This is a genomic window from Mucilaginibacter sp. OK098 (assembly GCF_900142915.1).
GTDB lineage: Bacteria > Bacteroidota > Bacteroidia > Sphingobacteriales > Sphingobacteriaceae > Mucilaginibacter.
Map to the genome: position 1 here is coordinate 39,229 of NZ_FRCM01000001.1, position 12,610 is coordinate 51,838.

The window sequence follows — 12,610 nt, forward strand, 5'->3', positions numbered from 1 at the left end:
TGATAAATATTTTTGAGGTTAGGTAAAGTGTAAAAAATGCATGAGCCGGTATAAATCACAGTTATTGCTAAGTTTGATTTTATACTGGCTTTTCTTAATGGATCTATTATTTTGTGCCCTTGCCCGCTACTACGCTGTCAATCTCGGTTTGAGTGATTCCGTATTTCGCCATTCGTGTACGGTGATCGGCCGAGCCCAGGTACTCGTGAAGTTGTGCATTCACAGCCTGTAGAAGCCCATGATTGCTCTTGCTAAATGAGAAGGCGCCGACAGGTGCTTTTCCATCTTTGCTATTCGTGAAAGGGATTGCTTCCAGTTCCGGGTTAGCATTTGCAGTGACATGGTTTCCAACCGCTGTGGCTGCGAACGCATCAATCTTTCCGGTCAGCAATGCGGCAGCAGCCTCTGGTTGGCTATTAAACAGCACGATTTGGCTATCGCTCACGCCTGCCGACTTTGCAGCATTGAACTGCACTTGGCCGGGAATAAGCCCAAGCATCGCATCGCCATGCATCACCACCGATTCATAGTTCATCAGCGCCTTCGGATTGCCATGATGCACGACGAATCCATCGCCAAGCGACCATACCGGCACGCTGAAAGCTACATCCCTTGCACGTTCAGGTGTAACGAAAATGGGCACGTTCATATCCCAACGTCCAGCCTGGACACCTGGTAAAAGCTCCTCGAACGTAGTAAACTGATATTCGATGGACGTTACGCCAATTGCCCGCAGTACTACTTCGGCCAATTCGATGTCCGCACCCTTTACGAGATGGTTTTCGTCAGTCCAATAGAAAGGTGGTTCCTCGATATATGCGATTCGCACTTTCATGTCTTTATTCCAGAACGTTAAAGGTGAATGTTCTGAGATTGATGAAGAACCAGGTCCTGAAATTTCTGTTTCCATTTGGCTTGTCGTTATCTTGTATGCTTGTTGTATTTATAAGGTGTCTTTCACAATGACCGCGAATTACTTATCAGCATTCCATGTGAATTAACTTTGTAAAGTTACGAGTATAAATAAGGCTATAACAGATACAGATTTTGAAAATTTAAGCATAATAGATTGGAAAGAAATAGGTAGCAGCCTTTTAAGGTCGTCCATCAGGGTTACCCAACGAGGTTCGAACTCAAAAAGTGACTCTATCGTGCAGAAACGCAATGTCCAAAAAAGTATAAAAGCAAAACCGCCTTTAATTGCATTAGAAGCGGTTTTAAATTTTCAGTGACCGATAATGTATAGCCGTCGAACTCCTTTATTGAAGATTGTAAGGAAAATTGCAGCTTTGAAAGAGAAAAAATAAAAAGTAATAGTTCTATAGTGATAGAACCTTTATTTAATGAGTTTCTTCAAATCGGCAGTCGTAACGATTATATTTACTCCTTTTTTAGCTAACCCTTTGGAGAGTACTTTATCGCCTGTCCATAATTTGGCACTAAGTTCTATCCCAAGCGCTATAAATGGAGTATCGTCTTCATCAATATCTTTTGTCAAGGCAAATGCCTGAAACCATGATTGCTCACTGATCGACTCTTCTGAAACAAAATTTATAGTTGATAAAACCAATTTTTAGATATCGGATAATGTCTTCGAGTCAAGCTTAGAATAAGTTGATATTTTGGAAGCGTATCTTTTTAATTCTTCCTTAAGAAGCTCAGGTGCAAAGAATGTAAACTCATCCTGTATATCCATCAAAATTTCCCCAATTGTAGAATGGGGATTTAACAGCGTACTAAATACAATGTTAGTATCAACTATTAAATTCACTTGATAAATTTCGCTTTATTTTCGGCCCACCAACGCTTTTTCGATTCATCTGCCAATTTATTGGCTTGTTCCTCTGTGCCCTCACTTTTTCTGATAGCTTCCTTATATTTAAGGTAATTCACAATTCGTTGAAATCCGGTTGTGTCAATATCGGCAGGTAAGCGGAATATAATTTCGTTATTTGTTTTCTCAATCACCATATAACAAAAATACTAAAATTATTATTAACAAAAACTTTCGTTCTATCACACTGTTTAATTAATTCCCTTGGATTACTTATCCCTGGAAATGATCTATGGCGGCAAAATACATCATTAGTAAAAGAAGTAAATTTTCACTGATTAGTATTGAAATAGCAACAATTTCTATTTTTTCTTCTTATTGGTTGTGTAAAAGATTTAATTGGGATTGGATTATTGGTGTTGCTGTTTTTTTAGGCAGCAACCTGTTAATTGGATGGCTCTTTTTTCAACTGCGACTGTTTCGCTATATCTTATCAATTTTATTCTCTTTCTTTTGGGGTTTCTTAGCTTATACTTTTTCAACGGAAATAACTAAATCAACAGCCAGTCCATGGGTAGCACTAGGAGTGGTTTTTCTGATAAGCCTGGCACTACACAGAAGTTATTTTGATTTTGAAAAAAATGCCAGACGGATTGAGTATAAAGATTCATGAAATTGCTTTTTTAGAAAAATGAAGAATTTAAGAAAGTAAAGCCGGTAGGCGGAAACCAACGTTGAGGAAGTTTTTAGTTTTACTCTAAAAAAGAACCACTGCTTAAGTCACGTTCTCCCTGTATATTTCTTCGAAGGGTTTGTTTTTTTGCTTTTGGTACATTCCCGAAAAGCGTTTATCTATAGGTGTCAACAACTGGATGCATAGTTGTTTATCATTGTCAGTAAGATCGTGAACTATCATTTGCGCTACTTTTAACACCAGGTCTTTTGCTTTCTGAAGGATTTCTATTCCTTTTGGTGTTACCTCGAGCCTTTTAACCCTTTTATCTTCCTTGTCATCGTATTCGGTAACAAGACCTCTCTTTTTCATCCTGATCAGCATGTTTGTGCCACTTGATAGTTCGATGATGTTGTTGTAAATGGCTGTCGATTTAATAGGGTTTCCCATATTATATATAGTAACCAGGATCCCAAATTCTTCGATCTGATCCAGCCCAGAACCTTCAAGAGCCTTGTTTGAATAAGCGATATGAAATTTGCCAATTCTTCTGAGCAGTATAACAAGCCTGCCGTTAAGGTCCGGTATAAGTTTGTCTTCCGGCTCAGCCCGTTTTTTATGTTCAGCAGGTATAGCCAGGCGGTGGCGGAAAAAGTCTTCTAATGAGCAATCCGGATATTGTTCTTCGAAAGCTCCCCATTGTTTAACCAACTCTACAGTATTGTTCATTTGATTGCTGCCATTTGGGAGTAAATTTAAATAAAAAGTGGATAATCTGTTTTTTATTGCCAAACGATATAAGTTGATATTATAAATATTGCCTGCCCGGTTTGCATCACGCAAAGGCACATATTTTAATTTGTAATAATTTCTTTACACTAAGTGTGCTATATTGCAGCATATTTCACCGGAAGCTCCCTGATAATTATTAAGAAATACACTGAACTGTGATTACCCATGAACTTATTCATCGAATTCAGTTTAATGACGATGAATCTGCGTTCAATGAGCTATATAAACACTATGTAGTTAAATTGTACCAGTTTACATATTCGTTTTTAGACGACCGGGAAGCAGGAGAGGAAATTGTAAACGATGTTTTCCTGAAGATTTGGGTAGGGCGCAAAAAGCTTGATTCGGTAAGGAATTTACAGGTTTATTTATACGTCGCGGTAAAAAATGCATGCTTAAATCACCTGCGAAGCATTTCATCAAAAAAGATCAGGGAGTTAAAAGTAACAGAAGCATATTATTTCCATTTATCTGTTGATCCTGCCCAGCTTCTAATCAGTAAAGAGTTGCAAAGCGAGGTTTTAAAAGCTGTTAATGAATTACCGCCAAGGTGCAGGCTGATCTTTAAAATGGTAAAGGAAGATGATCTATCATGCAACGAAGTAGCAACCATCCTTGGCCTTTCAAATAAAACAGTATTTGCCCAGCTTACCATCGCCCTTAAAAAGCTTGACCAGGCGCTTCGTACGTAAGTGATTGGGCCAAATATTTGCAGCATCAGGGAACTGTTTTAAATATTTCATTTTTTTTTCAAATCCTTTTAAGAAAATCTTCACTTAGCTGTGTCCTTACGGCAGAATACCAATTATTATGGGAAAATCCAGGTTTATTGAGCTTATGGCTAAGAGTATTGGCAAAACGGCCACTGAAAAAGAGTTGGAAGAGCTTGAAGTATTTCTTGACCGTTTTCCTGAATATAGAAAAATGCAAAAGGTTACCGATGCGTTAAAGAGTGATTTAAAACAGCCGGATCCCACCACAAAACAAAAAGATCTTAGCGAAAGGATTGAAGAGCTTTGGTATAAGATCAAAAATTCGGACGAAAGCCCGGTTACCTTCACCGAAAAAAATAACGTACGATCAATAATTTATTGGCGATGGGCCGCTGCCGCTATATTGATATTTGCTGTAGGCGGTGTGTTGTTTTATACCAACAGGCAGCAGCCGGTTAATCAGCTGGCAAAAGTAATGGTTCATCATATTTATGTGCCCTATGGAAAAACTACCGGGATAGTATTGCCGGATGGTACTAAAGTAAAGTTGAATGCAGGCAGTACATTTTCTTATCCGGAAGTATTTTCAAAGACTACCCGGGAAGTAAACCTTGAAGGCGAAGGTTTTTTTGAAGTGACCAAAAATGCTAAAAAGCCGTTTTTAGTACATACAAGTACACTTACTGTAAAAGTACTCGGTACGGTATTTAATGTGAAAGCTTATCATAATGACAAAAATATTGAAACAACCCTGTTAACCGGCAGGGTACAGGTTGAATTAAAAGATAAACCAGAGAAAAGCATAATACTGCTGCCAAATGAAAAGCTTATTGTCGACAATAATTTATCAGGTACACCAAATGCAGCTACTGCAAATACCCGGGAAGCCAAGATAGAATACCAGGTTACAGCGTTACCGCAGGTTAAAGCAGGAGATATTAAAGAAACGGCCTGGCTTGATAACAGGATAATATTTACCAATGAGAGTTTTGAAGAGGTAGCTAAACAAATTGAACGGAGATATAATGTGCAAATGGTGTTTGAAGAACCATCACTTAAAAACGAACAAATAAGCGGCGTATTGGAAAATGAATCGTTAGAACAGGCGCTGCAAATTATACAAATGACAACGCCATTTAAATTCAGGATAGATGGACGGGCTATTTACTTAGCGCATACTGGAAAAGCAATCAATTAATTTATTCACTCAAACTTATATTATTATGAAAAAAACTTACTTACCAGATTCCTGAAGTGCTGCATAAACAAGGGAAGAGGTGGTACTCTTCCCCTTAAAAATCGGGACAAAATAACAGGAGTAAAAGTTTTCAGACAGCTTACTCCATTCCTTAATTTTCAAAAACAAATGTAATGAAAAAACTAATAAAGGCATTTGCGTTTATATATGCACAACCATGCTTTAAATTCATTTTGCTAATGAAAGCAGCATTTTTAATAACACTGGTTACCTGCCTGCAGGTTTCAGCAAGTGTTTACTCTCAGCAAAAATTCTCGCTCGATGTTAAGCAAAGCGACGTAAGTAACATACTTACCAAAATTCAGAAACAAAGCGATTATCGTTTCTTTTATAATTACGCCAGTATCAAAAAGCTGGGCAAGGTAAATTTGCAGATAAAAGACGCTACTATTAATCAAATTTTAGATGCTATTATAGAGAATAAGCTTCCCTATAAAATAGCAGACGATCATGTGGTTATTATATTTAACCAGGATGATATTAACGCGCAGATTACGGTAAAAGGAAAAGTTGTTGATAAAAACGGCGAACCGCTTATTGGTGTAAGTGTAAAGTTACAGGGCACTAATTTGGGTGTAACTACCAACGTTAACGGCGAGTTTTCAATTGCCGCACCTGAAAACGGTGTTTTAGAATTAACCTACATAGGTTACGAGAAGAAAATTGTTCAAATTGATGGCAAAGCAAGTTTAGCCATTACCATGACTTCTTTACCTTCTTCACTCACCGAGGTTGTAATTGTAGGTTACGGAACAAGTAAAAAAGTTGATGTAACGGGTTCTGTAGCCAGTATTAAAGGTGCTGATATTCAAAACCTGCCGGTAGCATCTGCCGCCCAGGCTTTGGATGGCCGTGCAAGTGGTGTTAGCATTGTGCGTAACGATGGTTCGCCGGGAGCCGCGCCAAGTATCAGGATCCGTGGTACAGGTACCATCAATGATGCCAACCCGCTTGTGGTGATTGATGGAGTACCTACCACCAATGCCGATGCTTTAAGCGATATCAACCCCAACGATATCGCATCAATCGACATTTTAAAGGATGCCTCTTCTGGTGCTATTTACGGTACCCGGGCTGCTAATGGGGTGGTTTTGGTAACTACTAAAAAAGGTACTTATAATCAAAAACTTTCAACATCGGTTAATTTTTACAGCGGTTTATCTAACTCAACAAAATATATCGATCTGCTTACCGCGCCTGATCTGTACAAACTGAAAAGAGAGCGCTATACCAACGATGGCGTAGCTATTGATACACCATGGACTAATACTTATTATGCAACCCAAAGAACAGACTGGCAGCGCGCCATTATGGGTACAGGTCATGTAACCAATGGCGACGTTACCATACAAGGGGGAAACGATGCATCCAACTATTATTTTTCACAGTCGATTTATAACGAGGATGGCATCATCGACAAAACCAATTTTAAGCGTTACAGCACCCGGGTTAATTCGGAGCATAAAATAACCTCGTGGTTAAAGCTGGGCGAAAATATTCAATTAACTTATGGCAATCAGAATGGGTTTAACAATAATGATTCTCAGACGGGGCTCATATTTTCGGCGCTCCGTTTTAACCCGGCTATACCGTTGGTAAACCCTGATGGTACTTTTGGCACATCAAAAGCTTTTGGTAATCAGTTAGGCGATATTAACAGCCCTTATGCTACTATACAGGAAACCGATAAGTACACTAAAAAGTATAGGGCGCTTGCCAACGCCTTTGCAGAGATTTCATTTTTAAAAGAACTGAAACTGCGCGTTAACTACGCGTTTGACGGCTCGTTAATACGTAATTATAACTTTAATGTTGCCGACGTTAACCAGGCCAGACAAAATACAACATCTACCTTAACACAAAGTGAAGAGGAAATATCGTCACAACTGCTGGAATCTTTTCTTACTTATGATAAGGTATTTGGCAAAAGCCACATGACCTTTACAGGCGGTTATTCTTACCAGAATTTTAAAGATTATGGCTTTACCGCGAAAAGGATTGGCTATGATGATACAGATCCTGATCAAAGGGTACTTAATCAGGGTACCATCCAGCTTAACTCAAATATAATACCGCAACCAACATCTCTTCAGTCGGGTTTCGCCAGGCTGTTCTATGATTATGATAGCAGATTTTTGGCTACTGTAACTTTCCGTGCAGATGGATCTTCAAAATTTGCCCCTGGTAAACAATGGGGTTATTTCCCGGCCTTTTCAATAGGCTGGAGGCTTTCGAACGAGCAATTTATTAAAAATATAACCTGGATAAATAACCTTAAATTAACAGGAGGCTACGGTGAACTCGGGAATCAAAACGTCGATCCATATCAATACCTAAGCTTAATTAAGATTAACAATACTTATGAAAACAATGGCTATGCTTTTGGTGGCACAGGTGTAAGCGGTGCCGCGGTAAGCAGCATTGCCAATCCTGATATAACCTGGGAGCGTACTGCGATGACCAATATAAGTCTTGATGCGGGTTTCCTAAATAACAAGTTAAATACAACTTTGACCTATTTTAATAAGGATACTAAAAAGATGCTTGTTCCTTCATCAGAAGTATCTACCGTGGGGAGTGTAACAATTCCTGATAAAAATATAGCCAACATGAATAATCACGGTATTGAAGTGGAGGTAAATTACCAGGGTGGCGACAAAGTGAAGTATACAATTGGTGCAAATGCCTCATTTATCAAAAATAAAGTGACCAAACTTTACGGCGCGGGTGCATATATTGGTTCGGTTGTTTACGGACGCTCAAGTCAGGATATTTCGAGAACTTATGAAGGGCAGCCGATAGCTTCATTTTATGGATTTAAAACCAATGGATTATACCAAACCCAGGCCGAAATTGACAACGATCCGGCCCTTAAGAACGATTCAAGGAAGGAAAGCATTAAGCCGGGCGATGTTCGTTTCCTTGATATAAATGGTGATGGTTTAATTGATGATAACGACCGTACCAACCTGGGTAACCCTAATCCAAACGTTACTGCAGGTATACAAGGTAGCTTGTCATATAAAGGCTTTGATTTGTCTGTAAACTTTACAGGTGTATTTGGCGTAAGCTTATATAATGCCGACAGGATGCAGGGTATCGACCCAACTTACCCATTTAACCTATATGCCGAAGATTTGGGCCGCTGGACAGGTGCGGGAACAAGCAACACCATTCCAAGAATGTCGCTTGACCGTGCGAATGACAACTACCGCACCTCCGATCTGTTTGTGGAAAGCGGTAATTATTTCAGCCTTAAAAATGCCACTTTAGGCTATACTTTGCCGTTAGCATGGTCTAAAAAAGCGGCATTAAAAAGTGTAAGGCTGTATGCTTCTGGTCAAAATGTCTTTATCATAACCAAATACAAAGGCTATACGCCGGAATTGGGTTATACAGATGGCAATAAGCAAAGAGGGGTTGATGTGGCCCAATACCCATCAGTAAGGACAATTACATTCGGTTTAACTGTTAAACTATAAAATCATGAAATCGAACAAAATATTATATATAGCATTAGTACTGGCTTTATTTAACAGCAGCTGTAAAAAAGCACTCAATTTAAAGCAGCAGGGGGTTTATACTTCTGATAATTATTTCAGGAACGAAGTTGACGCGGTTAATGCCGTTAACGGAATATACAGCCTTTTAGAAGAAGAAGATTACATAGGCCACGCCGAAGCAACCTTCGATACTCCTTCTGACGATTATTGGCGCTCTGGTGATCATGGTGAGGATGAAGGCATAGAAAACTTAACCTATGATGCATCAAACCCGGCTATCAGATACCCTTATAAATGGAGGTACGAAGAGATCAACCGCTCTACCAATTGTATCATCAACATCCCTAAGATCACTGCTATTTCTGCGGATGTTAAAAGCCGCAGCATGGGCGAGGCCTATTTTTTAAGGGCCTTTGGTTACTGGCGCATGATGATCATTCATGGCGATGCGCCAATCATTACCGATGAAGATTATGCTAAACAATTATTTAACGTACCTAAATCGCCGATTGAGGATGTTCGTAAACAAATAGAAAGCGATTTACTGAAAGCTGTTGATTTGCTGCCCGAAAGCTATGGACCTGCCGACCGCGGCCGTGTAAGCAAAGGAACAGCACTCGGTTTTTTAACCAAGCTTTATATGTATTGGGAAAAACTCCCCGAGGCAATTGCAACAGGCCAAAAGGTAATCTCAAATTCACATTATGCGCTGGCTGCCAATTACCAGGATAACTTTACCCGCGCCAATGAGACCAGTACAGAGTTATTATTCTCTATCCAGGCAGTACAGAATGTTGTTCAGAACGATTTTACGGTTTATTACATTCCAAGGCCATGGGGCGGGTATGGTTTTAGCCAGCCTTTACAGGGTTTGTCAAATGAATTTGAAGCTAATGATCCGCGTAAGGCCGCTACTTTATTAAGCGTTGGCGATAAGGTAGATCTTGGTGATGGCAACGGATTGACTACTTTTACAGCCGATCTGTCGGCAACTGGTTTTGCTTTTAAAAAGTATGCTGTATTTAACACAGCTGCAGCCGGTGGCGGTGTAGACCATACCTTCGCAGTTCCATTAATGCGGTCGGCTGATATTTACCTGCTGGTTGCAGAGGCCCTGATCCGCACCCAGGGTGCCGGTGCAGGTGATGCATTGATAAACCAGGTAAGGCGCCGTGCTTCAACTTTATTGCCGCCGGTTTCGGGTGCAGGGATGACACAATTGATCCATGAACGCCGCGTTGAGCTGGCCGGAGAGGGTGAGCGCCACCAGGACCTGATGCGCTGGGATAAAGCTAAAATTGTTGACATTGCAGCAATATACAACCTGTCGGTTTCAAAGGCGCCCATTGATCAGTCAAAAACGGTAACATTTATCAGGCCTAAAAATTATTATTTCCCTTTACCACAGGTAGAAATTGATAAGAGTAAGGGAGTTTTGGTGCAAAATCCAAACTTTTAAAAAACAATGATTTAAATTGCCGGTAGCCGCCATATCACTATTAATAAATAGATTTATGCTGGCTACCGGCTTTTATCATTAAGTTAAAATTATACTAAAGCCCCCTCTAAATCTCCCCCGGTAGGGGAGACTTTAGCTTCGCTCTTTTTTAAAGCCCTCCCTTCTGGGGAAGGTTGGGTGGGGCTACGAGGCTTGGTCCGTGGCGAATTAAAGTTCATAATTAAAGGATTAGATATAGATGAGAAATTGCTTGTTAATTTTTATTATTAGTGTATTTGGTTTAAACACGTATGCCCAGGTTGATCAAAAAGCTTCCCATGATTTTATTGAAAGGGTTATTCCGGGTCGGTCGGCCTCTTTCATTGTGGAAGCCATAAGCCAGGATAATGGTAAGGATGCATTTGAACTTAATAGTCGCGATGGTAAAATAATTTTACGCGGCAGCAATGGCTTATCTGTGGCGGCAGCCCTAAATTATTACCTTAAGCATTACTGCTTTTGCGATATCGGATGGAATGGCACCAATTTAAAACTGCCTGCAAGTTTGCCCTTGGTTTCAACCAAGGTACACAAATCTACCCCATACCAATATCGGTATTACCTCAACTATTGCACGTTTAATTATTCAATGGCCTGGTGGAACTGGGAGCGGTGGCAGAAGGAAATTGACTGGATGGCGTTGAACGGGATTAACACGCCGCTTGCCATTACTGGCGAAGAAGCTGTTTGGCAGGATGTATATAAAAGTATGGGCTTTACCGATAAGGAACTGGCTGCATTTTTTAGTGGTCCGGCCTATTTCTCGTGGTTTTGGATGGGGAATATTGATGCATGGGGCGGCCCGTTACCGCAGCACTGGATGGATAGCCATAAAGCATTGCAAAAAAAGATATTGGAGCGTGAGCGCTCATTCGGGATGAAACCCGTATTGTCATCATTTACCGGGCATGTGCCGCCGTCATTTAAAGACAGGTTTCCGAAGGCAAAAGTTAAAAAGACCAACTGGGACGCCGGATTTCCTGATGTATATATTCTTGATCCGGATGATGAAATGTTTGAAACCATTGGTAAGAAGTATATCGAAGCGCAAACTAAAGAATTTGGAACAGATCACCTTTATTCTGCCGATACATTTAATGAAAATGTGCCTCCAACCAATGATTCAACCTACCTGGATGGGATGAGTAAAAAAGTGTTCAGGTCGATGACTGTTGCTGACCCTAAGGCGGTTTGGGTTATGCAGGGCTGGATGTTTCACTACAACAATAAATTCTGGCAGCCCCAGCAGATCAAAGCTTTGCTGAATGCTATTCCAAATGATCAAATGATTATTCTTGATTTGTACAGCGATGCTCACCCGGTTTGGAACCGTACCGATGCTTATTACGGCAAGCCCTGGATCTGGAATATGCTGCAAAACTTTGGCGGTAACATCAGCCTGTTCGGGCGGATGCGCCATGTGGCTGCCGACCCTGCTATTGCCCTTCATGACCCGGAATCGAAAAATATGATGGGAATTGGCCTTGCACCGGAAGGGATAGAACAAAACCCCGCATTATTTGAATTGATGCTGGAAAATGTTTGGAGAAACACGCCCATTGACGCGGATGAATGGGTGAAAGATTATGCCCGCAGGCGCTATGGTCAAAAGGATGCCCGTGCAAATGAGGCCTGGCATATTTTATTAAATACCGTGTACAGCGGCGGCCTTACAGAGGGCGGTCCCGAATCAATTATTGTGGCAAGGCCAACAATGCTGCCAACTATTGACCGGGTATTAACCAAACTAAACTACAACCCTAAAGAACTGATAAAAGCCTGGAGTTTACTGATAGCAGCAGCCGACAGCCTGAAAGAAAGTGACGGTTTTCAGTATGATCTTGTTGATGTAACCCGGCAGGTGCTTGCCAATTATGCAACACCATTACAACAAAAAATGGTTGCAGCTTACAAAAGCGGCGATAAAGAAGGCTTTAAAAAATACAGCGCCGCATTTTTACAGCTGATGGATGATCTGGATGCCTTGCTGAGTACCCGTAAAGATTTTTTATTGGGCAAATGGATCAACGAAGCCAGGGCAAATGGCACCACTGATGAAGAGAAAAATCTTTACGAATTTAATGCGAGGGATTTGGTGACCTTATGGGGCGATAAAGAAAGCGGACTCCGGGAATACTCTAACCGCCAATGGGCAGGGCTGATAAAGGGCTATTATAAACCACGCTGGGAGTTGTATTTTTCACAGCTGGAAAAAGCAATGGCTTCCAATACACAGTTTGATGATAAGGCATTTGACAAACAGGTGAAAGACTGGGAATGGCAATGGGTAAATAAACATGACAATGCCTACCCGGATGTTATTAAAGGCAATGCCGTTGAACAGGCTAAACTGTTATTTGCAAAATATAACAGCATTATCCAACAAGGCTATTAATCCG

General features: G+C 40.6%; 9 protein-coding genes and 1 pseudogene. 6 read left to right on the forward strand and 4 right to left on the reverse strand.

Annotated features, from left to right (window positions below):
* Nucleotides 1–106: 106 nt before the first annotated feature.
* The 3 genes and pseudogenes from BUE31_RS00065 to BUE31_RS00075 all read right to left on the reverse strand — a co-directional run bounded on the left by BUE31_RS00065 (nt 107) and on the right by BUE31_RS00075 (nt 1,971).
* The gene (locus tag BUE31_RS00065) at nt 107–910 is read right to left on the reverse strand and encodes a transporter substrate-binding domain-containing protein (protein WP_200801841.1); all 804 of its coding nucleotides are present in this window, start codon (nt 908–910) and stop codon (nt 107–109) included.
* A gap of 426 nt (nt 911–1,336) precedes the next feature.
* A pseudogene (locus BUE31_RS31375) lies at nt 1,337–1,771 on the reverse strand (PIN domain-containing protein).
* On the reverse strand, nt 1,768–1,971 hold the full coding sequence (locus BUE31_RS00075; protein ID WP_073399089.1) for a hypothetical protein: 204 nt from the start codon (nt 1,969–1,971) through the stop codon (nt 1,768–1,770). Before BUE31_RS00075 ends, BUE31_RS31375 begins: the two are co-directional and overlap by 4 nt.
* 95 nt (nt 1,972–2,066) lie before the next feature.
* On the opposite strand from BUE31_RS00075, the gene BUE31_RS00080 reads away from it, so the two are divergent.
* Nucleotides 2,067–2,447, forward strand: a complete 381-nt coding sequence (locus BUE31_RS00080; RefSeq protein ID WP_073399091.1) for a hypothetical protein — start codon at nt 2,067–2,069, stop codon at nt 2,445–2,447.
* 102 nt (nt 2,448–2,549) lie between these two features.
* Here BUE31_RS00080 and BUE31_RS00085 read toward each other — a convergent pair whose 3' ends face one another.
* Complete coding sequence (locus tag BUE31_RS00085) at nt 2,550–3,176, reverse strand: MarR family winged helix-turn-helix transcriptional regulator (protein ID WP_143166996.1); 627 nt, start codon at nt 3,174–3,176, stop codon at nt 2,550–2,552.
* Nucleotides 3,177–3,394: 218 nt separating this feature from the next.
* Between BUE31_RS00085 and BUE31_RS00090 the strand changes: the two genes are divergently transcribed.
* The 5 genes from BUE31_RS00090 to BUE31_RS00110 all read left to right on the forward strand — a co-directional run bounded on the left by BUE31_RS00090 (nt 3,395) and on the right by BUE31_RS00110 (nt 12,606).
* Nucleotides 3,395–3,931 carry an RNA polymerase sigma-70 factor gene (locus BUE31_RS00090; protein WP_073399095.1) on the forward strand — a complete coding sequence of 179 codons (537 nt, stop codon included), beginning with the start codon at nt 3,395–3,397 and terminating at the stop codon, nt 3,929–3,931.
* A 118-nt stretch (nt 3,932–4,049) separates the two neighbouring features.
* On the forward strand, nt 4,050–5,150 hold the full coding sequence (locus tag BUE31_RS00095) for a FecR family protein (RefSeq protein WP_073399097.1): 1,101 nt from the start codon (nt 4,050–4,052) through the stop codon (nt 5,148–5,150).
* Nucleotides 5,151–5,323: 173 nt separating this feature from the next.
* Entirely contained in the window at nt 5,324–8,692 is a 3,369-nt protein-coding gene (locus BUE31_RS00100; RefSeq protein WP_083619156.1) for a TonB-dependent receptor, read from the forward strand.
* 4 nt (nt 8,693–8,696) lie between these two features.
* Nucleotides 8,697–10,172, forward strand: a complete 1,476-nt coding sequence (locus BUE31_RS00105) for a RagB/SusD family nutrient uptake outer membrane protein (RefSeq protein ID WP_073399101.1) — start codon at nt 8,697–8,699, stop codon at nt 10,170–10,172.
* Nucleotides 10,173–10,410: 238 nt separating this feature from the next.
* Entirely contained in the window at nt 10,411–12,606 is a 2,196-nt protein-coding gene (locus BUE31_RS00110) for an alpha-N-acetylglucosaminidase (RefSeq protein WP_073399103.1), read from the forward strand.
* The last annotated feature ends 4 nt before the right edge of the window (nt 12,607–12,610 follow it).

Bases quoted from the DNA above. Each gene is read 5' to 3' on its own strand.
- BUE31_RS00110 (WP_073399103.1), top strand. From the start codon at position 10,411: ATGAGAAATTGCTTGTTAATTTTTATTATTAGTGTATTTGGTTTAAAC.
- BUE31_RS00065 (WP_200801841.1), bottom strand. From the start codon at position 910: ATGGAAACAGAAATTTCAGGACCTGGTTCTTCATCAATCTCAGAACAT.
- BUE31_RS00075 (WP_073399089.1), bottom strand. From the start codon at position 1,971: ATGGTGATTGAGAAAACAAATAACGAAATTATATTCCGCTTACCTGCC.
- BUE31_RS00085 (WP_143166996.1), bottom strand. From the start codon at position 3,176: ATGAACAATACTGTAGAGTTGGTTAAACAATGGGGAGCTTTCGAAGAA.
- BUE31_RS00095 (WP_073399097.1), top strand. From the start codon at position 4,050: ATGGGAAAATCCAGGTTTATTGAGCTTATGGCTAAGAGTATTGGCAAA.
- BUE31_RS00100 (WP_083619156.1), top strand. From the start codon at position 5,324: ATGAAAAAACTAATAAAGGCATTTGCGTTTATATATGCACAACCATGC.
- BUE31_RS00080 (WP_073399091.1), top strand. From the start codon at position 2,067: ATGGCGGCAAAATACATCATTAGTAAAAGAAGTAAATTTTCACTGATT.
- BUE31_RS00105 (WP_073399101.1), top strand. From the start codon at position 8,697: ATGAAATCGAACAAAATATTATATATAGCATTAGTACTGGCTTTATTT.